Genomic DNA, 26,509 nt, shown 5'->3' with positions numbered 1-26,509 from the left:
CCGACTCCGGTGAGCGCCTCGCCGACGCAGTCGCCGACTCCGTCTCCTGCCGTCACCGCGACGACTGCTCCCAGCGCGAGCCCCGCGCCGGCCGAGACGGTCCCCGAGGCGGTTCCCTCGGAGCCGACGCCGGCGACCGTCCTCCCCGCCGAGCCGGTCCCCGCGCCGGCCCCGGCTCCGGTCGAGCGCTGCCACGGGAGCGACCTCGCCCTCGAGTACGTCCCCGACCCGGAGGCGTCGGGCGCGGGCAGCAGCGCCTTCGACCTCGTGTTCACGAACGTGTCCACCGCACCCTGCGCCCTGGCCGGGATCCCGGGGGTGTACCCGACCGACGCGGACGGAGTGCGCATCGGCGCGGTCGCCTCCTCGTTCGGACCGAACACGGCCGAGCCCCTCACGGTGCAGCCCGGCGGCCGTGCCGACGTCCGCGTGCTCCGGCACGCGCCGGGCGCCTACGGCTGCCCCTCCGCCCGGTCCAGCCGGATCGTCGCCGAGGTGGTGGACGACGTGGATCCCGCGGTCGCCGCGCCGGCGGAGATCGAGGTCTGCACCGACGGCACGGTGATGCTCGAGGCGTCGACCTACACCCTGCTCGGCTGACGCTCCGGGCGCCGGCGCGGACGTCCCGTGCCGACCTGCTGCTTCCGGAACCGCTCCGCGACCCCTTGACCGGGACTCCGCGACCCGCGAGCCTCACTAGCACGCTCGCTCCCCATCACCAGGAGGTCCCCATGAAGGTCGGCTCGCTCGTTCTCCGTCTCGCCGTCGGCGGTCTGTTCGTCGGACACGGACTGCAGAAGCTCCGCGGCTCGTTCGGCGGTCCGGGTCTGGAGGGCACCTCCCAGATGATGGAGAGCCTCGAGATGCACCCGCCCCGTCGAAACGCTCTCGCGGCCGCCGTGACCGAGACGGCCGGCGGCGCAGCCCTGGCCCTCGGAGCCGCGACTCCGCTCGCCGCGGCCGGCATCGTCGCCACCATGGTCACGGCCGTCCGCAAGGTGCACTGGAGCAACGGCCTCTGGAACGCGGGCGGCGGGTGGGAGTTCAACGGCCTGCTCGTCGCGGCGACGGCGGCGATCGTCGCCGACGGGCCGGGCCCGCTCTCCCTCGACGCACTGGTCGGGAAGAGGAAGTGGGGCGCCGGATGGGCGCTGCTCGCGCTCGTCGCCGGCGCCGCCGCCTCCACCGCCGCGATCGAGGCGGGACGCCGCGCTGTCGGCACCTCGGATGAGCCCGGAGCGGCGAGCGACTCGTCCACCACTCCCGACTCCCCCACCTCGGCGGCCGACGGCACCGCCTGACCCGCCCGGGCTCGTCGTCGGGCGGTAGCGTCGGCGCTGTGACCGATCCGCTGCAGCCCTCCGTCCTCCGCTCCACCCTCTCGGTCGACGTCGACGCCTGGCAGCGCGCCGCCGAGCGCCTGCACGCCGACGGCGACGACGTCGTCGAGCGGATGCGCGTGCTCGCGGCCCGTTACCCCGGCACGGACGGCCGCGCCCGCTTCGAGCTGGCCGGCGCTCTCGACAGCGCCGGCCACGAGGCGGAGGCGGCCGCCGAGTACGAGAAAGCCCTCGCCCTCGGTCTCGACGAGGAACGGGAGGCGCAGCTGGTCATCCAGTACGCCTCGACACTCCGGAACCTCGGCCGCCATGACGAGGCCGTCGCCCTGCTCGGCTCGGCCGCCCCGCACCCGACCGTGGGGGCCGCGCGCGAGGTGTTCCTCGCCCTCGCCCTGCACAGCGCGGGCCGCCCCGAGGAGGCGCTGCGCACCGCCCTCGAGGCGCTCGTGCCGACGCTGCCCCGCTACCGCCGCTCCGTCTCCGCCTACGCGGCGGCGCTGACGGACTGACCCGTCACTCCTGGAGCAGGGCGTCGATCTGGCCCATCGCCTGCCGCATGCCCTCCTCCATGCCCATCTGGACCATCTGCTCGAGCTGCTCGATCGACTCGAACGACGAGCGGACCGTCATCCGGGTCCGTCCGCCCGCCTCCTCGAGGGTGACGACCGCGTGGGTCGTCCCGTACGAGTCGTCCGGCTCCCCCTCGTCGTCGGCGAACCCGTCGTCGAACTCGAACCGCACCGGCTCCTCGACCGCGGTCACGAGCCACCAGCCGCGCGCCTTCTCGCCGTCGGGCCCGGTCATCACGTAGCTGCTCCGGCTTCCGACGACGGCGTCGTGCCGCTCGAACGTCGCGGGCCAGGTCGGCGGCCCCCACCAGCGCTCGAGCTGGCGGGGGTCGGACCAGATCCGCCAGACCCGGTCGATGCCGGCGTCGAACTCGGCGGTGAGGGTCAGGGTCAGGTTCTCGACGTCCTTCACGGACTCCAGCACGGTCATCGTGCGCTCCTTCTGCTCGGTTCTCCGGACGGTTGCGGACACTCCTCGGCGAGGAGGTCGGCGATGCGATCCGCTCGTCCGCGCCACAGCTCCTCGTAGGCGTCGAGGAGACGGGCCGCTGTGCGCAGCCCCGCCACCTCTCCCCGCACGAGCTGCTCTCTGCCCCGCCGCCGCTTGGTGACGAGCGAGGCCCGCTCGAGCACGGCCACGTGCTTCTGGACGGCGGCGAACGACATCTCGTACCGCGAGGCGAGCGCCGTGACGGAATGCTCGCCCTGCAGCACCCGCGCGACGATGTCGCGCCGGGTGCTGTCGGCGAGCGCCTGGAACAGGCGGTCCACCTCGGTGCCGCTTCCCACATCTACAACCATAGGGTTGTACATTAGCCGCTCTGGGTCCTCCGGGGAAGGGGTGCAGCCGACCTCCTCCGCTCCGACCCGCTCACGGACGGGCCGCGGCGGACACGAGCCTCCGCGACGTGCTCTCGAGGACCCAGTCCGGCACGGAGCGCGCCGAGAACAGCGACTCGTAGAGCAGCGCCATCGAGTAGACGGGGTCGAGCCTCCGGGCCTCTCCGAGGTGGGCCGCGGCGAGCGAGGCCGCTCCACGCGCCCACCAGCACCAGGCCAGCACGGTCAGCACCGGCGCACGCGACTCCAGCGGCGCGAGCGCCGCCGTCCGCGCGAGAGCACGGGTCGCGAGCGCGAGCCGCGCGGGATCCGGACCCGGACCCGCTCCCATCAGCAGCTCCACCTCGGCCAGGTCGTCGTCGCCCGGGAGCCGGAGGGCGTCGTGCCGCGCGAGGAGGGCGTCCATCGTCTCGCCCGTGAGCGCCTGCTCCGCCTGCTGGCGGATCATCCTGACCAGGGCCGGAGCCGCACTGATCGGCCCGAGAGCGATCTGCAGCGTCAGCTGGTCGCGCAGCGGAGGCGACTGCAGGAACCGCACGATGCGTCCCTCCCGGCGGGCGACCGAGGGACCGGTCAGCCACCGCTCGATGATCGGAGTGAGACCCGCGATCCCCCCGACCGGACCGTGCGCGAGGACCGCCGCGACCACGGCGCGATCGTCCTCCTCGACCGCGGGCAGCGCGGTCTGCTCCGCCACGTCGAGCGGCTCGTCCGCGACCGCCCGCGAGAACAGGCCCGACTCGCTGCCGTGGATCTCGGCGAGCGGACGCGGCGAGCGCCGCTCGGCCGCGATCGTGTAGCGGCCCCAGCCGTCGGAGGCGACGCAGGCGACCCCGACGATGCCGTGCCGGGTGCGCTCCAGCCGCCGGACCACCGCTCGTCCCAGAGCCGCGAGCGGGATGCCGTGCTCCTCGTCGTAGCTCCGCTCCGAGTAGACGACGGCCAGCACCGCGTCGGCCTCGGGGACCGCGGTGAAGGCCTGGACGCAGGCCCCGGCGAGGGCGGCGGTCTCGGACTCGCCGAGGCGTCCCGGCAGCGCGATCCGGAACCCTCCGACCGCGCGTCGTCCGAGGAACGGCACGATGACCAGCGAGTCCTTCGGGTGCACTCCGAGGAGGGACGGGATCACCGACAGGAGGTCGGCGAAGCCCGGGGCGCGGATGAGCTCGGGGCCGAGGAACGGGTCGAGGGGAACGGAGGTGCGGTCGCGATCTGCCATGCGCCACACCGTCCTCCGCCGCACACCGTCACGCAGGCCGACGAGGACGATCCGTGGACAGCGGCCGCGATACCCGACCTGGGGAGGAGATGCCCCGAGGCTCCGGGCACTGGCGCCCGCCGCAGGGGGCGTCGTACGGTGCTCGCACCACGGGCCCGGCACCGGGTCCTGAGAGCGGAGGTTCAGCTCACGCCGCCCGGGGCCGCCTGCTCGATCGTCCTGGGGGTCGGGATCACCGAGATGGCCCCCGGATCGCAGAAGGGCCTGCAGATGGTCGTCGCCGACGCGGTCGCGGCGCGCGAGGAGCTCCTCGCCCGGGGAGCACCGGTCTCGGACATCGATTCGCAGCCCTGGGGCGAGTTCGTCCACTTCGCCGACCCCGACGGCAACACCTGGGCTCTGCAGCAGATCGTGATCCCCGGCTGAGGGAGCGGCCCGGCCGCCGCGGCTCAGAACGCGATGCGGTCGAGCTCGCGTCCGAGGTACGGCGCCAGTGTCCGGGCGTACGTCTCGGTGAGGTGGCCCATGTCGCGGTACACCTTCACTCCGCCGATCACGAACGGGCAGATCTCCTCGTCGCAGAAGTAGCGGGTCAGGTCGACGGCGTTCGCCCCCTCCCAGCCCTCGGCGGCGGCGGCCATGAGCTCCCGCTCGGCGAACGCCTCGTCGGTCCCGACCCCGCAGGTGTCGGCGGTGCCCGGGCGCTCGCTGCACGCCAGCTCCTCCACCGTCTCGACGACCGGGTTGTCGCGGATCGCGACGACCTCCGTCCCCCGGGCGACCAGGGGAGCCCACGACTCCCGGAACCCGTCGATGCCCGCCTGCTCGTCGGGCTCGCCGGAGGAGTCGATGAACACCGACTTCTTCGCGGAGTACGCCGTCACCATCAGGTCGTAGGGCTCCTGCGCCGCCAGCTCCTCCTGCAGCTTCCCGACCCAGGTCGCGCACGACGAGCGCGACACCGACGAGTCGTCGCGGCGCGACGCGGTCGTGAAGACGCAGCCCGTCTTGTAGTAGGTGTGCAGATCCCAGCCGCGCTCCTCCGCGACTCCGCGCAGGGCGGGGAAGAAGGACGCCGCGTGCGAGTTGCCGATCAGCAGCACGCGGCGGCCGTCCGGATCGCCGAACCGGCACTCCTTCAGCTCGACGCCCGCGTTGTTGGTGCTGCACTCCCTGGTGTTGATCTCGGAGCCGTCCTCGGACGCGTCGAACGCGGGGACGCTCGACGTCCAGGATCGGGTCTGCTCGCAGGCCGACGCGTTCTCCACGGCGCTGCTCCGAAGCAGCCGTCCGGAGAGGCGGGCATCGCGCTCGCCCGGGCGAGATCGGCGCTGATCGCCGCATTCGTGGCCGCGATCGCCCCTCCGCCGCCGAGGACAGCGACCAGCATCATGGCCGTCGGAGCGAGCGCCCGCCAGCGCGACCCGGTCGGCGCCCGCCGATGCAGCGGATCCTCGAGGAAGTGCTTCGACAGAGTGGCCAGCACCACCGCCGCTGCGACGATGCTCAGCCCGGCGAGCAGCCCGGGCTCCTGCCCCGAGATCTCCTCCCAGAACACGAGCAGCGGCCAGTGCCACAGGTACAGCCCGTAGCTGACGCCGCCGAGCCAGACCAGCGGCCGCAGGGCGAGGAGCCGCGCGACGCCGAACGCCGGAGCGGGGCCCGTGCCGGCGATCAGGACGAGGACCGCCGAGAAGGTCGGCCAGAGGGCGGCCACTCCCGGGAACGCACTCGACACCTGCAGGACGATCCCGCACGAGATCACGCCGACCAGGCCCAGCCAGCCGGCGACCACACGGATCGCCGTCGGCAGCGTCCGCCCGGTCAGCACGAGGGCGCTGAGCGATCCGAGCCCGAACTCCCACGTCCGAGCGAGCACGCTGTAGTAGGCGGACGGCTGGTCGCGCTCGACCAGCAGCACCGAGTAGGCGAACGAGACGATGCTCACGACGGCGACCACGACGAGCAGCACCCGGAGCAGATCCACCCGACGCCGCAGGACGACGACGATCGCCGCCGCCGCGAAGGCGAGGAGCAGCCAGACCAGGTAGAACTGCCCCTGCACCGACATCGCCCAGAAGTTCTGCACCGGCGAGTGGAAGTTGTCCTGCGCGAGGTAGTCGACCCCCGCCCGGTCCAGGACCACGTTCTCGACGTACAGGGCCGACCCGAGCACCTCGGTGAAGGTCTGCTTCAGCTGGGAGGGCCGCAGCAGGAACGGGCTCACCGCCGCGACCACCACGAGCACCACGGCCGCCGCGGGGAACAGCCGCGACGCGAGCCGCGAGACGAACACGACCGGGCGCACGCGCCCGTACCGGCGGACCTGCCCCATCAGCGTCACCGTGGTCAGGAAGCCGGCGACGACGAAGAAGACGTCGACTCCTCCCGAGACCCGGCCCAGCCAGATGTGGAACGAGGCGACGAGGAGCGAGGCGACGGCGCGCAGGCCCTCGATCTCGGGCCGGTAGCCGGCGGAGTCGGACTTCTTCGAGACCGCGGAGGCCGGCCGGTCCCCGGGCGTCGCGCGGTCCGAGGGAGGGGCGATCGACATGGGCGGTGGGATCCTTCGAATGGCGGAGGGGCGGGGTGGACCGCTGCGTCCGGCGTTCGGATTGCCGTGGCGGAGATGAGCCCGTTCGGGACATCCGTGTCCGACAGAGGGGCTGGAGCCGTGACTCGACGTCGTTCGCGGACAATCTAGCGGTGCTCCTCCGGTAGCACAAAGTCGAAGACACGTCCTCCCCTGGCGCGTCGCTGGCGCGCAGGGCAGTCGGACGGATCCGTCACCCGATCGAGACGATCCCGCCTCGGCCGACACTGTCACAGTGAGAGCAGGCGGAGGGAGGCCCGATGATCACCGAGACGACCACCGACGCCGAGCTGGTCCGGCGGGCCGCCGCGGGCAGCGAGGCGGCCTTCCGCACGCTTTACCGCGCCTACGTCCGCCCCGTCTACTGGCTCGCGCACGGCGTCCTGCACGATCCCGCCGAGGCGGAGGAGGTCACGCAGGAGACCTTCGTCGTCGCGTGGGGCAAGCTCGACGGTCTCGACCTGATCGGCGACTCCCTCCTCCCCTGGCTCGTCACGATCTGCCGCTTCCAGGCGGCGAACCGCGTGCGCGCTCTGCGACGCGAGCGCGAGCGCACCGCTGCGACGGAGGAGGAGCCCGCCTCCCCGCACGATATCGAGCAGGAGGTGGTCACCGCCGCCCTGGCCGACGCCGTCCTCCGCGCGACCGAGGGGCTCTCCGAGCTCGACCGCGCCGTGTTCCGCCTGTGCGCGACGGAGGGGCGCGGCTACGAGGAGGCCGCGCACGAACTCGGCGTCACGCACGCCACCGTCCGCAACCGCCTGTCCCGCGTCCGTCGGCGCCTGCGCCTGGTGGTCGACGACTTCCGAGGAGCAGAACAGCCGTGACCGAGACACCCGACCTCCTCCCTCCTCTCGACGAGCGCCGCGTCTCCGCGATCGAGGCGCGCGTCTTCCGCTCGCTCGCTTCTCTGCGCGCCGCGCGGTCGGCGCGCCGTCGGAGGGCGGTCTCGATCGGCGGAGTCGCCGCCGGTCTCCTCGTGCTCGCCGTCGTGGTCGGCCCCCTCGTGAGCGTGAACGGCCTGTCGGTCGGCGCGTCGGACTCCGCGGCGATCGCACCCGACTCGGCCGCCGACTCCGGCGCCGGCGCCGGCGCGCGGAGTCGTCCGAGGGGTCCGTGCCGGACGGAGCGGGCATCGTCGGCGCCCTCCCCGCCGAGGGCGCCCCGGCGTCGACCACGCGCGAGATCGCGTCGACCGCCGCCGCCACCCTCCGGGCCCCGTCCGTCGCCGACGCGATCGCGGCCCTCTCCGCGAGTGCCGTGGAACTCGGCGGCTACGTCGAGAGCTCGAGCACGTCCGGCACCGGCGGATCGGCGACAGCCGATGACTCCCGCAGCGACGGGATCGAGCCCTCCTTCCCCGCACCGCTCCCGTCGGGTGCCGGCTCCGTCACCCTCCGCGTCCCCGCCGATCGACTCTCCGATGCGAGGGCCTCCCTGGCTGAGCTCGGCACCGTCACCGAGTCGACGGTCGAGAGGGAGGACGTCACTCTGCAGGCCGTCGACCTCCGGGCGCGCGCCGCCGCCGCGCAGGCCTCGGTCGACAGCCTCACCGAGCTCGTGGCTCAGGCCGGCGATCTCGCCGACCTGCTCGCGGCCGAGTCCGCTCTCACGCAGCGCCAGGCCGAGCTCGAGTCGACCCGGCAGCAGCTCACCGCCCTCGAGAGCCGGGTGTCGCTCGCCTCCCTGAGCGTCACGGTGCTCCCGGAGGAGACCGCCGCGCCCGCGGACCCCACCGGATTCCTCGACGGACTCCTCACCGGATGGAACGGTCTCGTCGCGGCCGCGAACGCCGCCCTGATCGGTATCGGGTTCCTGCTCCCCTGGCTGCTCGTCGCCGCTCTCGTCGGCGCGGTCGTCCTGGCCGTCCGCCGCCGGCGGGCACCGCCCGCGCCCGACTCCGACTAGTCTCCAGGGTGGCCTCCGCGCCTGTCGTCCCACCAGAGAGAACCACCGTGAGCCTCCTCCGCACCAAGTCCGTCGAGCAGTCCATCGCCGACACCGACGAGCCCGAGTTCCGTCTCAAGAAGTCGCTGTCCGCTCTCGACCTCACGGTCTTCGGCGTCGGCGTCGTGATCGGGGCCGGCATCTTCACCCTCACCGGTCGGGCCGCGCACGACATCGCCGGACCCGCCATCGTGCTGAGTTTCGTCGTCGCCGCCTTCGCGTGCGCCCTCGCGGCCATGTGCTACGCCGAGTTCGCCTCCACGGTGCCCGTGTCCGGCTCCGCCTACACGTTCTCCTACGCCTCCCTCGGCGAGCTGTTCGCGTGGATCATCGGCTGGGACCTCATCCTCGAGCTCTTCCTCGGCGCGAGCGTGGTGGCCCAGGGCTGGAGCGCCTACCTGGGCTCGCTCCTCGGCCAGCTCGGCGTCGTGCTGCCGCCCGCGATCTCCTACGGCGGAGTCGTCGACCTGCCCGCGATCCTCCTGGTGCTCGTGCTCGGCGGCCTCATGACCTTCGGGATCAAGGAGTCCCTCCGCGTCAACCTCGTGCTCGTCGCGGTCAAGCTCTTCATCGTCCTGTTCGTGATCATCGCCGGGATCCAGTTCATCGACTCGGCGAACTACTCCCCCTTCATCCCGCCGTCGGCGCCCACGGAGTCGGCCTCGGGTCTCACCCAGCCGCTCCTCCAGTTCCTCTCGGGCATCGAGCCCGCCACCTTCGGCATCGGCGGCATCATCGCCGGCGCCTCCCTCGTCTTCTTCGCCTACATCGGTTTCGACGTCGTCGCGACGACGGCCGAGGAGACCCGGAACCCCCAGCGCGACATGCCCATCGGCATCATCGCCTCGCTCGCGATCTGCACCGTGCTCTACTGCGCGGTCGCCCTCGTCGTCACCGGCATGGTCCCCTACCGCGAGCTCGACCCCTCCGCGGCCCTGGCCAACGCCTTCGCCTACCACGGCCAGACCTGGATGGCGACGGTCATCTCGGCCGGCGCCGTGGCGGGCCTCACCACCGTCGTGCTCACCCTGCTGATCGGAGCGACGCGCATCATCTTCGCGATGTCGCGCGACGGCCTGCTCCCCCAGCGCCTCGCCACCGTGCACCCGCGCCTGCGGACCCCGTGGGTCACCTCCCTCGCCGTGACCGTCGTCGTCGCGCTGCTCGCGGGTCTGACCCCGATCGGCGTCCTGGAGGAGATGGTCAACATCGGCACGCTGTCGGCGTTCGTGCTCGTCTCGGTCGGCGTGATCGTCCTGCGGCGCACGCGCCCCGACCTGAAGCGCGGCTTCCGCGTCCCGCTCAACCCGTGGCTCCCCGGACTGTCGGCGCTGATCTGCACCTACCTGATGCTCAACCTCTCGATCGAGACCTGGCTGCGGTTCCTGATCTGGCTGGCCATCGGCTTCGCGATCTACTTCGCCTACTCCCGTCGCCACGCCAAGATCGGGAAGTAGGGGCGCCCAGAGCCGGGGTCAGGACACCGCGGTCGGCGTCGGCCGCAGCACCTTCTCCATCGCCTTCCCCCTCGCGAGCTCGTCGACGAGCTTGTCGAGGTACCGGATGCGCTGCATCAGCGGGTCCTCGACGTCCTCGACGCGGATCCCGCAGATCACCCCGGTGATCAGCTCGGCGTTCGGGTTCAGGCGCGACGCCGCGAAAAAGTCCTCGAACGTCGTCCGCTCGGCGAGGTGCCTCTGCAGCTCGGCCTCGTCGAAGCCGGTCAGCCACCGGATCACCTCGTGCAGCTCCTCGACGGTGCGCCCTTTCTTCTCGACCTTCGCCACGTAGTGCGGATGGACGTCGGCGACCGCCGTGCGGAAGATCCTGCTCATGGCGGAAGGGTAGTCCGCCCGCGCGCTCCCGCGCAGTCCCGGGAGCGAGCGGGAATGCCCGGTCCGCGCCCGCTCTTGCATCCCGTATGAGAGCGATCGTCCACACCTCCACCGGCCCCTCGTCCGTCCTGTCCCTCGTCGACCGCGAGCCCGCTGCTCCGGGCGACGGCGAGGTGCGCGTCCGGGTCGTCGCCTCCGGCGTCAACCCGACCGACTGGAAGGCGCGCGCCGACGGAGACCTCGCCTTCGACGAGGTGGTCCCCAACCAGGACGGTGCCGGAGTCGTGGACGCCGTCGGCGCCGGTGTCGCGGACCTCGCCGAGGGCGACCGCGTCTGGTTCTTCCTCGCCGCGCACCAGCGCCCCACCGGCAGCGCGCAGGAGTACACGGTGCTGCCCGCCGACCGCGTCGTCCGCCTCCCCGAGGGCATCGGCTTCGACGTCGCCGCGAGCCTCGGCGTTCCAGCGATGACCGCGCACCGCGCCCTGACGGTCCACGAGCAGGGCCCGGCACGGCTCTTCCCCGGAGCACTGGACGGCCGCACGGTCCTCGTCCAGGGCGGAGCGGGCGCCGTCGGCCACGCCGCGATCCAGCTCGCCGCGTGGGCCGGAGCGACCGTCATCGCCACCGTGAGCAGCGACGCCAAGGCCGCTCTCGCCACCGCGGCCGGCGCCCACCACGTCCTCCAGTACCCCGACGACGCGCTCGCCGACCGCATCCGCGAGATCGCCCCCGAGGGTGTCCACCAGATCGTCGAGGTCGCTCCGGCGCAGAACGCCGCGCTCGACGTCGACGTGCTCGCCAACCACGGCAGCATCGGCTACTACGCGAACAACAACGGCGACGAGTTCACCATCCCGATCGTCCCAAGCTTCGCCAAGCGCCCGCTGGCAGGGCCTGCTCCTCTACACCGTCGGCGCCGAGCCCCTGCGGGCCGCAGCGGAGGACATCACCGCGGCGCTGGCCGACGGAGCACTCCCCGTCGGCGAGGACGCGGGCCTCCCCCTCACCTGGTTCCCCCTCGAGGAGACCGCCGCCGCCCACGACGCCGTCGAGGCCGGCACCACCGGCAAGATCCTCATCCGGATCACCGCCGACTAGCAGCACATCGGCCGGGAGTTGCCGCGGACCGCCCAGCCCGGGCGGCCACCGCTCCCGGCCGACACGGCTCGAACGGCGGATGGCCGCTGAGCGCGTACCGCCGGCCCCGCGAGCAGATCACCGCCGAAGCGGCTCCCGGAACGCCTCTGGAAACAACGAAGCCCTGGTGGAAGAGGCTTCTCACCAGGGCTTGCTGTCGGGCTGACAGGATTTGAACCTGCGACCCCTTGACCCCCAGTCAAGTGCGCTACCAAGCTGCGCCACAGCCCGTGGCAGACCGGGCACGTGGCCCGGGCAACTCGACTATCTTAGCGGGTCGCGAGGCCGGAAGTGAAAACGAGCCGGGCCCGCGCCTGCGTAGAATCACTGAGCGCCTGCGCCCCGGAACCGCCGGGTGCCGGACGGGCGGCACGGGAGGCGGCATGGACGCGCGTCAGAGGCGATCGCAGGAGTCGCTGCACAGGGCGATCATCGAGCTCGCGACCGAGCGCGCCGTGTCGGGCCTGACCGTCTCGGACATCACCGACCGCGCCGGAGTGAACCGCTCCACCTTCTACGCGCACGCGGCGTCGGCCGCCGAGCTGCTCACCGCGGCGCTCCTGACCGAGCTCGAGCTCATCCGGGTCGACTACGTGACGCGACTGGGCGACGGCGATCCGGCCGGCGCCTCCAACCGCGAGGCGACCCTGCGCATCCTGGATCACCTCGAGGGGCACCGCGACCTCTACCTCGGCGCCTTCGACGACGTCGGAGGCGACTCGGGCCTGCGCGTCATGCTGGCCGCCCACTTCCGCCGCTCCGTCACCGATGCGGTCGAGAGCGGTGCGGTGACGTCTCCGCAGGAGAGCCGCCTGCCCGGTGGCGCGGCGTCCTACATCTCGGCCGGCTCGGCCGCGCTGATGGAGGAGTGGCTGCGCCTGCCCGCTCCGCGCGACCCCGATCTCTACCTGGACGCGTTCGCGCAGGTCCTGCCGCCGTGGTGGCCGCTCACGGAGAACTCCGCCGAGACCGCGGACGCCTGAGCACGCGCCCGCTCAAACGCTCCGGCCCGCCGGATCCGAGGATCCCGGCGGGCCGGAGGCGTGAGCGGTCGAGGTCAGCGCGCGCGCTTCTCGCGCACGCGCATGTTGACGTTGACCGGCGACCCCTGGAAGCCGTAGATCTCGCGCAGACGGCGCTGGATGTAGCGGCGGTAGCCGGGGTCGAGGAATCCGGTCGTGAACAGCACGAATGTCGGCGGCCGCGAGGACGCCTGGGTGCCGAACAGCACGCGGGGCTGCTTCCCTCCGCGCAGGGGGTGCGGATGCGCCGCGGTGAGCTCGGCGAGGAACGCGTTGAACTTGCCGGTCGGGATGCGCGTGTCCCACGACTCGAGCGCCAGCTCCAGCGCGGGGACCAGCTTCTCGAGGTGGCGGCCGGTGCGGGCCGAGATGTTGACGCGGGGAGCCCAGGCGACGTGCGCCAGGTCCTTCTCGATCTCGCGCTCGAGGTAGCGGCGGCGCTCGTCGTCGAGCAGGTCCCACTTGTTGAAGGCGAGGACCAGGGCGCGACCCGACTCGAGCACGAGGTCGATGATGCGCACGTCCTGCTCCGAGATCGGCTCGGAGACGTCGATCACGACGACCGCGACCTCCGCCTTCTCGAGCGCGGTCGAGGTGCGCAGCGACGCGTAGAAGTCGGCGCCCTGCTGCAGGTGCACACGACGGCGGATGCCGGCGGTGTCGACGAAGCGCCACACCTTGCCGGCGATCTCGACCTGCTCGTCGACCGGGTCGCGGGTGGTTCCGGCGAGCTCGTTGACGACGACCCGCTCCTCCCCCGCCGCCTTGTTGAGGAGGCTCGACTTGCCGACGTTCGGACGGCCGAGGATCGCGACGCGGCGCGGTCCGCCGACCTCGCGCTTGGCGACGGCCGACTCGAGCGGCAGGGTCTTCAGGACCGTGTCGAGCAGATCCGCGACGCCGCGGCCGTGGACGGCCGAGACGGGGTACGGCTCGCCGAGGCCGAGCGACCACAGCGTGGCGGCGTTGGGCTCCTGGCGCGCGTCGTCGACCTTGTTGGCCGCGAGGAACACCGGCTTCTTCGTCTTGCGGAGCAGCTTCACGACGTGCTCGTCGGTCGCGGTCGCTCCGACGTTCGCGTCGACCACGAAGATGACGGCGTCGGCGAGATCGATCGCGATCTCGGCTTGAGCGGCGACGGAGGCGTCGATGCCCCGGGCGTCGGGCTCCCAGCCGCCGGTGTCGACGATCGTGAACGCGCGGTCGATCCACTCGGCGCGGTACGAGACGCGGTCGCGGGTCACCCCGGGGGTGTCCTCCACGACCGCCTCGCGGCGCCCCAGGATCCGGTTGACGAGCGCCGACTTGCCGACGTTCGGGCGGCCGACGATCGCGACCACCGGCAGCGCCGGCAGGTAGCGGACCTCGTCCGAGTCCTCACCCGAGTACTCGAGGAGGGTGAGGTCCTCGTCGTCGAGGTCGTAGTCCTCGAGTCCGCTCCGGAGCGCGTTCGCGCGGGAGGAGGCGAGCTGCTCGTCGAGGTCGCCGAGGCGCTCGACGAGGTCGTCGTCTCCGAAGTTCAGCTCGTCGTCACCGGCGCGTGTGTCCTGTGCCATGATCGGCCCTTGCTCTCGAGGTATTGACCTCGGCGATGACCGCGTCGACGGTCTGCTCGAAGTCGAGATGAGTGGAGTCGAGAAGAGTGACTCCTTCTGCGGCGTTGAGGAAATCGACCACCTGGGAGTCGGCGCGGTCCCTCGACCGCAGTGCCTGACCCGTCGCTTCCGCGGATTCCGTGGTGACTTCGCGCGAACGCCTCGCCATCCTAGCCTCTTCACTCGCCGTGAGCAGGATCCGGACCGCCGCGGTCGGCGCGACGACCGTCGTGATGTCGCGTCCCTCGACGATGATGCCCGCCTTGCGGGTCTCGCCGATGATCCGGCGGAACAGCAGGGTGACGCGCCGGCGGACCTCCGGCACCTTCGCCACGGCCGACACCCGCGCGGTGACGCGGGGCTCGCGGATCGCCTGGGTCACCTCGGTCCGGCCGACCCAGACGGAGTAGGACTCCGGGTCGGTGCCGATCGAGTAGTCGAAGCCGTCGAGGGCGTCGACGATCGCGTCCTCGTCCTCGAAGTCGAGCCCGACCGCGAGCGCGTGCCAGGCGAGGGCGCGGTAGGCGGCGCCCGTGTCGAGGAACTCGAAGTCGAGGCGGCGGGCCGCCTCGCGCGAGACGCTCGACTTGCCGCTGCCGGCCGGGCCGTCGACGGCGACGACGACCGCGTCGCCGAAGTCGCCGGACTCGTCGGCACGCGCACCGCGCGACGACGACGGAGCGGCTCCGCCCTCCTCCGGCACGCTCTGCTGCGCTCTGCGGGCGGGCGTCATCCTGTTCAGGCCGCCCTCCTGCCTGTTCTGCTCCGTGCTCATCCGGCGATCCTCCAGCCGCGTGCGGTCAGTTCCTCGGTCAGCGGGCCGACCGCCTCGGGCACCACCGAGATCTCGGCGAGGCCCACGCGGCGCCCCTCCGCATGCTCGAGGCGCACGTCCTCCATGTTGACGCCGGCCTCGCCGATCTCGACGAGGAGACGGCCCAGGGTGCCGGGCACGTCGTCGATCAGGACGATCAGGGTCGCGAAGCGCTGGTCCTGCCCGTGCTTGCCGGGCAGGCGGGCGACGCCCGCGTTGCCGGCGGCGAAGTGCTCGGCCAGCAGGCGTCGCGCTCCGGGGGCGTCCAGATCGCGCAGGGCGTCGGCGAACGCGGCGACGTCGTCGCGGAAGGCGTCGAGCACCTCGACCACGTTCCCGCGGTTGGCCGCCAAGATCTGCACCCAGAGCTCCGGAGCCGAGGACGCGAGCCTGGTGACGTCCCGCACTCCCTGTCCGGCGAGGCGGAGCGACGCGTTCGGCGCGTCGAGCAGCCGAGCGCCGAGGAGGGAGGAGACCACCTGGGGCACGTGCGAGACGAGGCCGACCGAGAGGTCGTGCTCCTCCGGGCCCATCTCGACGATCGCGGCACCGAGATCCAGGGCGAGGGCCTCGACGCGGGCCAGGGCCTCCGCCGTCGTCTCGCCGTCGCGGCAGATCACCCAGGGGCGTCCGACGAAGAGGTCGCCGCGCGCGGCGACGGGGCCGCCGCGCTCGCGGCCCGCCATCGGGTGCGAGCCGATGTAGCGGGCGAGGTCGATGCCGCGCCCGCGCAGCTCGCGCAACGGCTCGGTCTTGACGCTGGCGACGTCCGTCACGACGGCGTCGGGATGCGCGGCGAGCTCCCGCTCGACGACGCCCGCCACCACATCGGGCGGGACGCAGACCACGACCAGCGCGGGGCGGTCCTCGGCGGAGGCGGCGCGTCCCGCTCCGTAGTCGATGGCGAGCGAGAGGCTGGCCGGGGACGCGTCGTCGAGGACGACGTCGACCCCGCGCGAGGCGAGGCCGAGGCCGATGCTCGCGCCGAGCAGTCCGGAGCCGACCACCCGCACCGTCCCCGTCGTCCGCATCGCGGGCGGGGCGGGGTGCAGGAGCTCGTTCACCCCGACAGCCTACCGATCCGGTCGTCGCTGCTTGTCCGGGCCGGAGCGCCGGCCGGTGGCGGGACGCCGATCCGGAGCAGGAGAGGAGCGCCGGTCGTCGGAGGGCCGCCGCTCCCCGCTGTCGCGCCGCTCACCGGTCGGACGCCGGTCCTCCCGGCGCTCGGCGGGACGCCGGTCCTCCCGGCCGTCGGTCGGGCGCCGGTCCTCCCGGCGCTCGTCCGGTCGGGGCCGCCGCGCTCCCGCGCTCGCCTTCCGCGTGGGCTCGGGCTTCTCGGCCGCCTTCTCGCCGCCCTGCCGCGAGATCGTCAGCAGCGCGCCCAGCTCCTCGCGGGTCAGGTCCCGCAGGTCCCCCGAGCGCAGAGTGCCCAGGTGCAGCGGTCCGAACTGGCGCCGCACGAGTTCGAGCACCGGGTGCCCGACGGCCGCCATCATGCGCCGCACCACGCGGTTCCGCCCCGAGTGCAGGGTGAGCTCGACCAGGGAGGCGTTCGACCTCCCCTCCGGACGGCCCAGGAGCCGCGCCTTGTCGGCCGAGACCGGGCCGTCGTCGAGTTCGACGCCGGCGGTCAGCGCCGCGATCGTCTGCGGCAGGACCTGCCCCTGCACCTTGGCGATGTACGTCTTGGTCACTCCGAACGACGGGTGCGCGAGCACGTGGGCCAGCTCCCCGTCGTTCGTGAGGACGAGCAGCCCCGACGTCTCGGCGTCGAGTCGGCCGACGTTGAAGAGCCGCTCCTCGAAGTTCTGGGTGTACGTGCTGAGGTCGGCGCGGCCGTTCTCGTCCGCGAGCGAGCTGACGACTCCGACCGGCTTGTTCAGCATCACGTAGCGGCGCGTGGTGTCCAGCTGCACCGCCACGCCGTCGACCTCGATCGCGTCGGTCGCGGGATCGATGCGGCGACCGAGCTCCGCGGCCACCTCGCCGTTCACCCGGATGCGCCTCGCGACGATCATCTCCTCGACGACCCGGCGGGAGGCGACCCCCGCCGCGGCGAGGACCTTCTGCAGTCGTTCGCCCTCGGCCCCGCTGTCAGGCGTGCTCATCGAATCCGTCCCGTCCGTCGCTCAGAAGTGGTGAGATCTTCGGCAGCTCGTCGAGCGAGGCGAGGCCGAGATGCACGAGCAGCTGCTCCGTCGTGCCGTAGAGGACCGCGCCGGTCTCGGGGTCGTTGCCGACCTCCGCGATCAGGCCGCGACCCAGCAGTGTGCGGGCGACCGAGTCGACGTTGACGGCGCGGATCTGCGCGACCTGTCCGCGCGAGATCGGCTGCTTGTAGGCGATGACGGCGAGGGTCTCCAGCGCCGCCTGGGAGAGCTTCGTCGGGTTCTGGGTCAGCACGAAGTCCGAGACCACCGGGTCGTACTCGCGGCGGACGTAGATCCGCCAGCCCGAGCCGACCTCGCGCAGCTCGAAGCCGCGCCTGACTCCGCCGGTGACGCCGTCGAAGTCGGCGACGAGGCGCTCGATCGACTGCCGCACGACCGCGACCGGTCGGGACAGCGCCGTCGCGAGCGCGACGAGCGACTGCGGCTCGTCGGCGACCATCAGGATCGCCTCGATCGCCCGGTCGATCTCGAACGCCACGGTGCCGAGTGCCGCCTCCGGGGTCTCAACCGTCATAGTCGGCCCCCAGGTGCGCGAGGTTCGCGTCGGACCACGACAGGGCGACCCACTGCAGCGTCAGCTCGCCGAGCGGCTCCGGCTGCTCGAAGGCGATCGCGGCGTGCCGGTAGAGCTCGAGCACGGCGATGAAGCGGGCGACGATCACGCCCTTCTCCTCGGCGGTCGCGATGAGCTCGCGGAAGGTGGCCGTCGACCGCTCCCGCAGCACGCCGACGACGTACGCGGCCTGCTCCCGGATGCTGATCAACGGCGCGTGCAGGTGATCGAGGCCGACCGTCGGGATCTCCCTGGGTGCGAGGGCGAAGGCCGCGAGCGCGCCGAAGTCCTCCGCGGACAGCGTCCAGACGAGCTCGGGCTTGCGCGCCCGGTACTCCTCCTCGAGCGGCACGTCGCGCACGTGCCGCGCGGTCTCGATCTCGATCCGCTCGGCGAACCAGCTCGACACCTGCTTGAACGCGCGGTACTGCAGGAGTCGCGCGAACAGCAGGTCGCGGGCCTCCAGCAGCGCGGCGTCCTCGGCGTCGACGAGCTCGCCCTGCGGCAGCAGCCCGGCGATCTTGAGGTCCAGGAGCGTCGCGGCGACGACCAGGAACTCCGACGCGCGGTCCAGGCCCTCGAGCGTGTCGATGCCGTGCAGGTACGACAGGAACTCGTCCGTCACCGCGCTGAGCGCGATCTCGGTGATGTCCACCTGCTGCTTGGCGATGAGGCTCAGCAGCAGATCGAAGGGCCCCTCGAAGTTCGCCAGTGCGACGCGGAAGCCGCCGGCGGCTTCGGCCACCGGCTCCTGGTCGAGGACCGACTCAGGCGACCGCGCCACGCGAGATCAGCTCCCTGGCGAGCTGGCGGTACGCCGCCGCGGCCTTGTGCTCCGGCGCGAACTGCGTGATGGGCACTCCCGACACGCTGGCGTCGGGGAACTTGACCGTGCGGCCGATCACCGTCTCGAGGACGCTGTCCCCGAACGCGTCCACGACGCGGTCGAGCACCTCGCGGGAGTGCAGGGTGCGGGAGTCGTACATCGTCGGCAGGATCCCGTCGAGCTCGATCGCCGGGTTCAGCCGGTCGCGCACCTTGTCGATCGTCTCGATCAGCAGTGCCACACCGCGCAGGGCGAAGAACTCGCACTCGAGCGGGATGAGCACGCCGTGGCTCGCGGTCAGCGCGTTCACGGTGAGCAGCCCGAGCGAGGGCTGGCAGTCGATCAGGATCACGTCGTAGTCGGCGCTCACCTTGCGCAGCACGCGGGCGAGGATCTGCTCGCGGGCGACCTCGTTGACGAGGTGCACCTCGGCGGCCGAGAGGTCGATGTTGGCCGGGATGACGTCGAGTCCGGGGACCCTCGTGGAGCGGATCGCCTCGGAGGGGTCCTTCACCGTGCCGAGCAGGAGGTCGTAGATGGTGATCGCGTCGTACGTGGCGACACCGAGGCCCGCGGACAGCGCGCCCTGCGGGTCGAAGTCGATGGCCAGCACGCGGCGGCCGTACTCGGCGAGGGTCGCGCCCAGGTTGATGGTGGTCGTCGTCTTGCCGACGCCGCCCTTCTGGTTGCAGAGCGAGATGATGCGCGCCGGCCCGTGCCCGGTCAGCTCGACCGGGAGGTCGAACTCGCGCAGCGGGCGGCCCGTCGGGCCGAGCGTCGGAGCCTCGAGGCCGGTGAGCTCCGTCGTGTCGTCCGTCTTGCCTGTCACCTGCGTCGTCCTCGCTTCCCGGGGCGTGCGCTCCCGCGCGGCCTGCCGACGAGTCTACCGACCCCCTCCGCTCCCGGAGCCGCGCCCCGCCGCGCGCTCCTCCCTCAGCGCCGCGCCCGCGGATGCGCCGTCGTGTACACGTCCCTCAGCGTGTCCGCCGTCACCAGCGTGTAGATCTGCGTCGTCGCCACGGAGGCGTGCCCCAGCAGCTCCTGCACCACGCGGACGTCCGCTCCTCCCGCGAGCAGGTGCGTCGCGAACGAGTGCCGGAAGGTGTGGGGGGAGATCTCGCGGTCGAGACCCACCTTCTCGGCGACCGCGCGGATCACGAGCCAGGCGCTCTGCCGCGACAGCCGCCCGCCGCGCACCCCGAGGAACAGCGCCGGAGTCGCGCGCCCGCGCCTCGACAGCTCCGGACGCGCCCGCACGAGGTAGTCGTCGACCGCCTCCCTCGCGTAGCGCCCGAGCGGCACCATCCGCTGCTTCGAGCCCTTGCCGGTCAGCCGGACCACCTCGGCGTCGAGGACGTCGTCGACCGTGAGGTCGACCGCCTCCGAGATGCGCGCTCCGGTCGCGTACAGGAGCTCGAGCAGCGCCCGGTCGCGCATCTGCGCGAGCTCCTCGCCGCGGGACGCCTCGAGGAGCGTGCTCATCTGCTCGATGGTGATCGCCTTCGGCAGGGTCGTCGGGAGCTTCGGCGGCACGACGTCGTGCGCCACGTCGTCGACGACGAGCCCCTCCTCCAGAGCGAACCGGTGCAGGCCGCGCACGCTCGACAGGATGCGCGCGCGCGACGACGCCGCGAGGGGCCGTTCCGGTCGCGCGGCGAGCCACGACGCGAAGTCGCCGACGTCCGAGCGGCGCAGCTCGGCGAGGTCGCCGATGCCGAGCTCGTGGAGTCGGCCCAGGTACAGCTCGAGGTCGCGGCGGTAGGCGGCGATCGTGTGCGCCGACAGGCCGCGCTCGACGCTCGCCTGCCGCAGGTACGCCTCGACGCTGGCCCGCGGAGTCATCCCCGGGGGTGGCGCACCCTCGGGTGGCGGGTCCACGGGGACGTCGCGTCACCCAGGCCCGCCCAGCCGCGCGAGCGGAAGGCGTGGGCCGCGAGCGCGGCGATCGTCAGCGACGGGTTCTGCACGCGGCGCGCGAGGACGGCGTCGACGAGCTCGTCGAGGGCGACCCAGCGCAGCTCCATGTCCGCCTCCTCCGCCTCCCGGTCGAAGACCGAGCCGGTGCTCGAGAGGTCGCGGGCGAGGTAGATCCGGATGACCTCGTCGCTGCCGCCGGGCGAGGTGGCGAACTCCGAGAGCAGATCCCACCGGCCGGCCTGCAGGTCGGTCTCCTCGGCGAGCTCGCGCTGAGCGGCGACGAGCGCGTCCTCGCCCTCGATGTCCAGGAGCCCGGCGGGGATCTCCCACTCGCGGGTGCGGACGGGGTGGCGGTACTGCTTGATCAGCGCGACGCGGTCGTCCTCGTCCAGAGCGAGCACCGCGACGGCGCCCGTGTGGTCGAGGAACTCGCGGCGCAGCTCGCCGTCGCCGTAGCGGAAGGTCTCGGCGCGGACGCCCCAGACCATGCCATCGAAGACGCTCTCGCTCGTCAGGATCTCGGGCTCGACGAGCTCGTCCGAGAGGCCGGAGTCACTCATCGGCGCCCGCCTCCGACGCCGGGAAGAGGCGCGAGGCCTCCTGGCGCTCGAGAGCCGCCGTCACCAGTCCGCGGAACAGCGGGTGAGCGTCGTTCGGGCGCGAGCGCAGCTCCGGGTGGGCCTGGGTGCCGACGTAGTAGGGGTGCTTCTCGCGCGGCAGCTCGACGTACTCGACCAGGTGGCCGTCGGGCGACGTGCCCGAGAACCACAGGCCGGCCTCGCCGATCCGGTCGCGGTACGCGTTGTTGACCTCGTAGCGGTGGCGGTGGCGCTCGGCCGCCTCGGGCGCTCCGTAGACCTCCTCGACGATCGAGCCCTCGGCGAGCTTCGCCGTGTAGAGGCCCAGGCGCATCGTGCCGCCCATGTCGCCGGAGGCGAGGATCTCCACCTGCTCCGCCATGGTGGCGATCACGGGGAACTCGGTCCCGGGGTCGAACTCCGACGACGAGGCCCCCTCGAGGCCCGCCTCGTTCCGCGCGTACTCGATCACCATGCACTGGAGGCCGAGGCAGAGTCCCAAGGTCGGGATCCCGTTCTCGCGCGCGAAGCGCAGAGCGCCGAGCTTGCCCTCGATGCCGCGGATGCCGAAGCCTCCGGGGACGCAGATGCCGTCCAGCTCCGACAGCGCCTTCGACGCGGCCTCGGGATCCTCGAGTCCGTCCGAGGCGATCCACCGGATCGCCACCTTGGTCTGCTGGGCGAATCCGCCGGCGCGCAGTGCCTCGGTCACCGAGAGGTAGGCGTCGGGCAGATCGATGTACTTGCCGACGAGGCCGATGGTGACCTCGTGCTTGGGCTCGTGGACGGCCTCGAGCAGCTTCGACCAGCCGTCCCAGACGACCTCCCCGGCCTCGAGGCCGAGCTGGTCGATGATGTAGGAGTCGAGTCCCTGCTCGTTCAGCATCTCGGGGATCTCGTAGATCGAGGCGACGTCCTTGGCGTTCACGACGGCCTGCTCGTCGACATCGCACATCAGCGCGATCTTGCGCTTGTTCGACTCCGAGACCGGCCGGTCGCTGCGCAGCACGAGCGCGTCGGGCTGGATGCCGATCGAGCGCAGCGCGGCGACGGAGTGCTGCGTGGGCTTGGTCTTCTGCTCGCCGGAGGCGCCCATGAAGGGCACCAGCGACACGTGCACGAAGAACACGTTGCGCCGCCCGAGCTCGTGGCGCACCTGTCGTGCCGACTCGATGAACGGCTGGCTCTCGATGTCGCCGACCGTGCCGCCGATCTCGGTGATGATCACGTCGGGCTGCGGGTCGTCCTCGGCCTGCAGCCGCATGCGGCGCTTGATCTCGTCGGTGATGTGCGGGATGACCTGCACGGTGTCGCCGAGGTACTCCCCGGCGCGCTCACGCGCGATGACGCGCGAGTAGATCTGGCCGGTCGTGACGTTCGCGGCCTGGTTGAGGTTGATGTCGAGGAACCGCTCGTAGTGCCCGATGTCGAGGTCGGTCTCGGCCCCGTCGTCGGTGACGAAGACCTCGCCGTGCTGGAACGGGTTCATCGTCCCGGGATCGACGTTCAGGTAGGGGTCGAGCTTCTGCATCACCACGCGCAGCCCGCGGGCGGTCAGCAGGTTGCCGAGGCTCGCGGCCGTGAGGCCCTTGCCCAGCGACGAGACGACGCCACCCGTGACGAAGATGTGCTTCGTGACCTTCGAAGGGGCGGAGTGCCCGGCCGTCGAGGAGTCGGAAGAGGAGTCTGAAGGGCCCGCGTTCGAAATGTCCACCACGGGCTTCCACCCTAACAGCAGTTCGCGGGAGGGGGGCCAGGTCGGCCGGATCGGCCGCCCCTTCAGCCGCGCCGGCTCGTCTCGAGGAGCTCCCGCGCGTGCGCCAGCGCGTTGGCCGAGTCGGTCAGTCCCGAGAGCAGTCGCGCCATCTCGGACACGCGCTCGTCGGCGTCGAGCTGGGTGACCGCGCTGGAGGTGACGCTGCGTCCGAGCCCTTCTCGACCCGCAGGTGGTTGTTCGCGAAGGCGGCCACCTGCGCGAGGTGCGTCACGACGATCACCTGGGAGGTCTCGGCGAGGCGGGCGAGCCGGCGCCCGATCTCGATCGCGGCCGCTCCGCCCACTCCTGCGTCCACCTCGTCGAAGACGAAGGTCGGCACGGGGTCGTTGGCCGCCACGACGACCTCGATCGCGAGCATCACCCGCGAGAGCTCGCCGCCGGAGGCGCCCTTGCCCAGCGGCCTCGGCGTCGCGCCCTTGTGCGGCTCGAGCAGCATCTCGACCGTGTCCCGGCCGTGCGCGGTCGGCTCGCCGGTGCTCGTCACGCGCACGTGCAGGCGGGCGTCGCCCATGGCGAGGGCGGAGAGCTCGTCGCTCACCCGCTCCCCCAGCTCGGTGGCCGCCGCCGTGCGCAGCGCGCTGAGGGTCGTCGCGAGACGGTCGACCAGGTCCTGGTCGGCGGCCGTGTCCGACTCGAGCGCGGCGATCCGCTCGTCGTCGCCGTCGAGCTCGAGCAGTCGCAGTCCCGAGGAGTCGACCAGATCGAGCACGTCGTCGAGCGTGGGTCCGTAGGTCCGCGCGAGGAGGGAGAGCTCGGCGCGCCGGTTCTCGATCAGCTCGAGGTCGTGCGCTCCGTCGAGATCGAGTTCGGCCAGGTACGAGGAGAGGCTGCCTGCGACGTCGACGAGCAGCACCGAGGCCTCGCTCAGCGTCTGCACCGTCGGCTGCAGCACGGCGTCGTGCTCGGCCGCCCGCTCGAGCACGCGCCGCGCGAGATCGAGCAGACCGAGGGCGTCCCGGCCGTCGAGCTCCTCGGACGAGATCGCCTCGCGCGCTTCGCCGGCCGCGAGCCGCAGCTGCTCGATGCTGCCGAGCCGCTCCGATTGCGCCGCGAGCTCCACGTCCTCACCGCGCTGGGGCGCGACCACCTCGATCTCGGCGAGGGCGGTCCGGAGTCGCTCCGCCTCCCGTGCACGCGCCTCGCGCGCCGCGGTCAGCTCGTCGAGCTCCTCCCGGTTCGCCCGCCAGCGCTCGAAGGCGCTCGCGTAGTCGCGCAGCGCCCCGGCGAGCTCGGCTCCGCCGAAGCGGTCGAGAGCATCGCGCTGCGCGGCGGCCGACCGGAGGCGGATCTGATCGGACTGGCCGTGGACGACGACGAGTTGATCGGCGAGCTCCGAGAGCACGCTGACGGGCGCGCCCCTGCCGCCGACGACCGCACGACCGCGGCCCTCCGCCGAGACGGAACGGGCCAGCAGGAGCTCGGGACCGTCGAGGTCGCCCCCGGCGTCGCGCACCCGGTCGGCCACGGCGCCGTCCTCCGGTACGATCCAGCGGCCCGACACCCACGCCTGCGGGCGCCCCGAGCGGACGGCGGAGGCATCGGACCGCGCACCGAGCACGAGTCCGAGCGCCGTCACCACCATCGTCTTGCCGGCACCGGTCTCGCCGGTCACGGCGGTGAAGCCGGGGCCGAGCGGGAGGGTCGCCTCGGCGATGACGCCGAGGTCGCGGATCTGCAGCTCTTCGAGCATCGGTTGGACTACTCCGTCTCCGTGGACCCCCGCCATCCGCGGATGGGGAGGCCGAACTTGTGCACCAGTCGGTCGGTGAAGGGGGCGTTGTGCAGACGGGCCAGTCGCACGGGATAGGGCGAGCGCCGGAACACGACGCGGGCTCCCGGCGGCAGCTCGTAGGTCCGGCGGCCGTCGGCCCAGAGCACGCCGACGCCGTCGGTGCGCTCCTTGACCTCGACGGCGAGGCTCGACCCGGGACCGACGACCAGCGGACGCGCGAACAGGGCGTGAGCGCTGAGCGGCACGAGCAGCATCGCCTCGAGGGTCGGCCACACGACGGGGCCTCCCCCCGAGAACGCGTAGGCGGTCGACCCGGTCGGAGTGGACACCACGATGCCGTCGCAGCCGAAGCTCGACAGCGGCCGGCCGTCGACCCCGACCATCACCTCGAGCATCCGCTCGCGGCTGCCCTTCTCGACGGTGGCCTCGTTGAGCGCCCAGGTCTCGTAGACGACCTGCTCGTCGATCTTCACCCGCACCTGCAGCGTCATCCGCTCCTCGACGCCGTAGTCGCCGTCGAGGGCCCGGGCGACCGCGTCGTCGAGATCGTCGCGCTCGCTCTCGGCGAGGAAGCCGACATGACCGAGATTGACGCCGAGCAGCGGCGCCGTCCCGGTCCGGGCGATCTCGGCGGCGCGGAGGATCGTCCCGTCCCCGCCGAGGACGAAGACGAGCTCGACGTCGGCGAGCAGGACATCGGTTCCGAGGACGGCGACGTCCGAGAGGGACGGGGCTGCAGCGACGATGTCGCCCTTGTCGTCACCGCACAGCACCGGGCGGGCTCCGGAGCCGCGCAGCCGCTGGATCACGAGGATCGCCGCTTCGAGGGAGTCCGTCCGGCCGGTGTGGGCGACGACGAGGATGTTGCGCTCCTGCGGAGGGGACTGCATCGAGAGGGTGTCCTCCAGGTAGATCGACGTCGGTCGACCGCCCGCATCACCCGGTGGTGAGCGCGGTGACCGCGTCCCTCCATTCTGTCGGAATCGTTCCGCGGCCGCGGTGGAGGTGCGCCAGATACTCGTGATTCCCAGCGCTTCCGGGTAATGGGGAGGACGCGAGTCCGACCACTCCCAGCCCGAGGTCCCAGGCCGCCCAGAGGACGTCCGAGAGAGCCTCCCTGCGCAACTCGGGGTCGCGGACGATCCCCTCCTTCACACCGGTGCGTCCGACCTCGAACTGCGGCTTCACCAACACGACGAAGTCGGCGAGCGGAGAGACGGACGCCGCCACCGCCGGCAGCACCATGGTCAGGGAGATGAAGGAGACGTCGGAGACCACGAGATCGGGAACGGTCGTGGTCCGCGCGGCAGCAGCGAGCGATGCCGACGTCATGTCCCTCGCGTTGAAGCCCTCGACGACGTGCACTCGGTCGTCCGAGCGGATGCGCGGCGCGAGCTGCGCGTGGCCGACGTCGAGCGCGATGACGGAGGCAGCGCCCCGCTCGAGCAGCACCTGAGTGAATCCACCCGTGGACGCACCGACATCGAGAGCGTGGGCGCCCTGCACGCGGACCGTCGGGAAGCTCTCCAGGGCCCCGAGCAGCTTGTGCGCCGCGCGGCTCACGTAATGGTCGAGACCGGCGACCGCGACGTCCTGGTCGGGCCGCACCCGGATCGAGGCTTTCAGCGCCGGCGCCCCGTCGACGGTGACGAGCGCATCCGCGATGAGCCTGGCCGCATGAGTCCTCGACCGCGCGATCCCCCGCTCGGCGAGGGCGGCGTCGAGCCGCGCGTCCAGCGCGGGAGCATCCGAGGCGGAGTCGCTCATCGGCGCACGTCCGCACCTTCGAGCCGCGCACGCAGCTGGTCCTGCACGTCGGTGTAGGAGGACGCTCTCGAGGACAGAGGCTGGTCCTCGATCAGTGCGAGCGCCTCGACGAGATCGTCCATCGAGACCGCGTCGTCCTCGGTCGTAGCCGTATCGTCTGCCGCCATGCTCTCCACCCTAGATCGCGAGCAAAGGCCGCCGATCGACTCGACGTCGAGTCGCCGGATCGGCAATGGTGCCGGCTCTTCTGCGTGGGCAGGGCCCGGTGGTGCGA

At 72.3% G+C, this 26,509-nt stretch carries 26 protein-coding genes, 1 tRNA gene and 3 pseudogenes; 9 read left to right on the top strand and 21 right to left on the bottom strand.

Annotated features, from left to right (window positions below; all coding sequences use genetic code 11):
- The 3 genes from B0T42_RS14965 to B0T42_RS14955 all read left to right on the top strand — a co-directional run.
- Positions 1-600: DUF4232 domain-containing protein (locus B0T42_RS14965; RefSeq protein ID WP_139344532.1), on the top strand; the 600-nt coding region annotated here is incomplete at its 5' end.
- Between the two features lie 131 nt (positions 601-731).
- Complete coding sequence (locus B0T42_RS14960) at positions 732-1,301, top strand: DoxX family protein (RefSeq protein ID WP_077223818.1); 570 nt, start codon at positions 732-734, stop codon at positions 1,299-1,301.
- A gap of 38 nt (positions 1,302-1,339) precedes the next feature.
- Positions 1,340-1,849 (top strand): tetratricopeptide repeat protein, encoded by a 510-nt coding sequence (locus tag B0T42_RS14955; RefSeq protein WP_236720319.1) that lies wholly within the window; start codon positions 1,340-1,342, stop codon positions 1,847-1,849.
- A gap of 4 nt (positions 1,850-1,853) precedes the next feature.
- Here B0T42_RS14955 and B0T42_RS14950 read toward each other — a convergent pair whose 3' ends face one another.
- The 3 genes from B0T42_RS14950 to B0T42_RS14940 form a co-directional block, all read right to left on the bottom strand.
- Positions 1,854-2,339, bottom strand: coding sequence for an SRPBCC family protein (locus B0T42_RS14950; RefSeq protein ID WP_077223817.1), 486 nt, complete (start codon positions 2,337-2,339; stop codon positions 1,854-1,856).
- The gene (locus B0T42_RS14945) at positions 2,336-2,710 is read right to left on the bottom strand and encodes an ArsR/SmtB family transcription factor (RefSeq protein ID WP_077223823.1); all 375 of its coding nucleotides are present in this window, start codon (positions 2,708-2,710) and stop codon (positions 2,336-2,338) included. Before B0T42_RS14945 ends, B0T42_RS14950 begins: the two co-directional genes overlap by 4 nt.
- A gap of 70 nt (positions 2,711-2,780) precedes the next feature.
- On the bottom strand, positions 2,781-3,968 hold the full coding sequence (locus tag B0T42_RS14940; RefSeq protein ID WP_077223816.1) for a DUF4192 family protein: 1,188 nt from the start codon (positions 3,966-3,968) through the stop codon (positions 2,781-2,783).
- Positions 3,969-4,208: 240 nt separating this feature from the next.
- On the opposite strand from B0T42_RS14940, the gene B0T42_RS14935 reads away from it, so the two are divergent.
- Complete coding sequence (locus B0T42_RS14935) at positions 4,209-4,394, top strand: VOC family protein (RefSeq protein WP_201788559.1); 186 nt, start codon at positions 4,209-4,211, stop codon at positions 4,392-4,394.
- Positions 4,395-4,417: 23 nt separating this feature from the next.
- On the opposite strand, the gene B0T42_RS21515 is transcribed toward B0T42_RS14935, so the two are convergent.
- Positions 4,418-5,110, bottom strand: coding sequence for an SGNH hydrolase domain-containing protein (locus B0T42_RS21515; RefSeq protein ID WP_236720321.1), 693 nt, complete (start codon positions 5,108-5,110; stop codon positions 4,418-4,420).
- The gene (locus tag B0T42_RS14930) at positions 5,107-6,522 is read right to left on the bottom strand and encodes an acyltransferase family protein (protein WP_077223815.1); all 1,416 of its coding nucleotides are present in this window, start codon (positions 6,520-6,522) and stop codon (positions 5,107-5,109) included. Before B0T42_RS14930 ends, B0T42_RS21515 begins: the two co-directional genes overlap by 4 nt.
- Positions 6,523-6,821: 299 nt before the next feature.
- Here B0T42_RS14930 and B0T42_RS14925 point away from each other — a divergent pair, with 299 nt between their 5' ends.
- The 3 genes from B0T42_RS14925 to B0T42_RS14915 all read left to right on the top strand — a co-directional run bounded on the left by B0T42_RS14925 (position 6,822) and on the right by B0T42_RS14915 (position 9,965).
- Entirely contained in the window at positions 6,822-7,388 is a 567-nt protein-coding gene (locus B0T42_RS14925; protein WP_077223814.1) for an RNA polymerase sigma factor, read from the top strand.
- Positions 7,389-7,677: 289 nt separating this feature from the next.
- Entirely contained in the window at positions 7,678-8,469 is a 792-nt protein-coding gene (locus B0T42_RS14920) for a DUF4349 domain-containing protein (RefSeq protein WP_077223813.1), read from the top strand.
- Positions 8,470-8,516: 47 nt separating this feature from the next.
- The gene (locus B0T42_RS14915) at positions 8,517-9,965 is read left to right on the top strand and encodes an amino acid permease (RefSeq protein WP_077223812.1); all 1,449 of its coding nucleotides are present in this window, start codon (positions 8,517-8,519) and stop codon (positions 9,963-9,965) included.
- Between the two features lie 18 nt (positions 9,966-9,983).
- On the opposite strand, the gene B0T42_RS14910 is transcribed toward B0T42_RS14915, so the two are convergent.
- Positions 9,984-10,343 carry a DUF2200 domain-containing protein gene (locus tag B0T42_RS14910; RefSeq protein ID WP_077223811.1) on the bottom strand — a complete coding sequence of 120 codons (360 nt, stop codon included), beginning with the start codon at positions 10,341-10,343 and terminating at the stop codon, positions 9,984-9,986.
- Between the two features lie 86 nt (positions 10,344-10,429).
- On the opposite strand from B0T42_RS14910, the pseudogene B0T42_RS14905 reads away from it, so the two are divergent.
- A pseudogene (locus B0T42_RS14905) lies at positions 10,430-11,444 on the top strand (NADPH:quinone reductase).
- Positions 11,445-11,640: 196 nt separating this feature from the next.
- Here the strand turns inward: B0T42_RS14905 and B0T42_RS14900 are convergent.
- Positions 11,641-11,714: transfer RNA gene (locus tag B0T42_RS14900), tRNA-Pro, on the bottom strand.
- A gap of 152 nt (positions 11,715-11,866) precedes the next feature.
- Here B0T42_RS14900 and B0T42_RS14895 point away from each other — a divergent pair.
- Positions 11,867-12,466, top strand: coding sequence for a TetR/AcrR family transcriptional regulator (locus B0T42_RS14895; protein ID WP_077223810.1), 600 nt, complete (start codon positions 11,867-11,869; stop codon positions 12,464-12,466).
- A 74-nt stretch (positions 12,467-12,540) separates the two neighbouring features.
- On the opposite strand, the gene der is transcribed toward B0T42_RS14895, so the two are convergent.
- The 14 genes and pseudogenes from der to B0T42_RS21510 all read right to left on the bottom strand — a co-directional run.
- Positions 12,541-14,061, bottom strand: a complete 1,521-nt coding sequence (gene der / locus B0T42_RS14890) for a ribosome biogenesis GTPase Der (RefSeq protein WP_077223809.1) — start codon at positions 14,059-14,061, stop codon at positions 12,541-12,543.
- On the bottom strand, positions 14,036-14,875 hold the full coding sequence (cmk, locus tag B0T42_RS14885) for a (d)CMP kinase (RefSeq protein ID WP_236720318.1): 840 nt from the start codon (positions 14,873-14,875) through the stop codon (positions 14,036-14,038). Before cmk ends, der begins: the two co-directional genes overlap by 26 nt.
- A complete protein-coding gene (locus B0T42_RS14880; protein WP_077223821.1) occupies positions 14,872-15,945 on the bottom strand; it encodes a prephenate dehydrogenase in 1,074 nt (357 codons plus the stop codon). Before B0T42_RS14880 ends, cmk begins: the two co-directional genes overlap by 4 nt.
- Positions 15,946-16,248: 303 nt before the next feature.
- Positions 16,249-17,022 (bottom strand): annotated as a pseudogene (locus B0T42_RS14875) (pseudouridine synthase); the annotation flags it as partial.
- Positions 17,009-17,599, bottom strand: a complete 591-nt coding sequence (scpB, locus tag B0T42_RS14870; protein WP_077223807.1) for an SMC-Scp complex subunit ScpB — start codon at positions 17,597-17,599, stop codon at positions 17,009-17,011. The pseudogene B0T42_RS14875 and the gene scpB, both read right to left, overlap by 14 nt.
- Positions 17,589-18,422, bottom strand: coding sequence for a segregation and condensation protein A (locus tag B0T42_RS14865; RefSeq protein WP_077223806.1), 834 nt, complete (start codon positions 18,420-18,422; stop codon positions 17,589-17,591). Before B0T42_RS14865 ends, scpB begins: the two co-directional genes overlap by 11 nt.
- Complete coding sequence (locus tag B0T42_RS14860) at positions 18,406-19,293, bottom strand: ParA family protein (RefSeq protein ID WP_077223805.1); 888 nt, start codon at positions 19,291-19,293, stop codon at positions 18,406-18,408. The genes B0T42_RS14865 and B0T42_RS14860 overlap by 17 nt, the downstream gene beginning before the upstream one ends.
- A 104-nt stretch (positions 19,294-19,397) precedes the next feature.
- Complete coding sequence (gene xerD / locus B0T42_RS14855) at positions 19,398-20,306, bottom strand: site-specific tyrosine recombinase XerD (protein WP_077223804.1); 909 nt, start codon at positions 20,304-20,306, stop codon at positions 19,398-19,400.
- Positions 20,303-20,941, bottom strand: coding sequence for an NUDIX domain-containing protein (locus B0T42_RS14850; RefSeq protein ID WP_077223803.1), 639 nt, complete (start codon positions 20,939-20,941; stop codon positions 20,303-20,305). Before B0T42_RS14850 ends, xerD begins: the two co-directional genes overlap by 4 nt.
- A complete protein-coding gene (locus B0T42_RS14845) occupies positions 20,934-22,676 on the bottom strand; it encodes a CTP synthase (RefSeq protein ID WP_077223802.1) in 1,743 nt (580 codons plus the stop codon). Before B0T42_RS14845 ends, B0T42_RS14850 begins: the two co-directional genes overlap by 8 nt.
- A gap of 62 nt (positions 22,677-22,738) precedes the next feature.
- A pseudogene (recN, locus tag B0T42_RS14840) lies at positions 22,739-24,426 on the bottom strand (DNA repair protein RecN).
- A gap of 8 nt (positions 24,427-24,434) precedes the next feature.
- Positions 24,435-25,358, bottom strand: coding sequence for an NAD kinase (locus B0T42_RS14835; RefSeq protein WP_077223801.1), 924 nt, complete (start codon positions 25,356-25,358; stop codon positions 24,435-24,437).
- A 46-nt stretch (positions 25,359-25,404) separates the two neighbouring features.
- Complete coding sequence (locus B0T42_RS14830) at positions 25,405-26,235, bottom strand: TlyA family RNA methyltransferase (RefSeq protein WP_173892339.1); 831 nt, start codon at positions 26,233-26,235, stop codon at positions 25,405-25,407.
- On the bottom strand, positions 26,232-26,509 hold a 278-nt coding region (locus B0T42_RS21510), incomplete at its 5' end, for a hypothetical protein (protein WP_236720317.1). The genes B0T42_RS14830 and B0T42_RS21510, both read right to left, overlap by 4 nt.

It is taken from the genome of Rathayibacter rhapontici (assembly GCF_001995175.1).
Classification (GTDB): domain Bacteria; phylum Actinomycetota; class Actinomycetes; order Actinomycetales; family Microbacteriaceae; genus Rathayibacter.
Note: the sequence above shows the minus strand (reverse complement) of the source record. Positions and strands in the feature narration are given on the sequence as shown.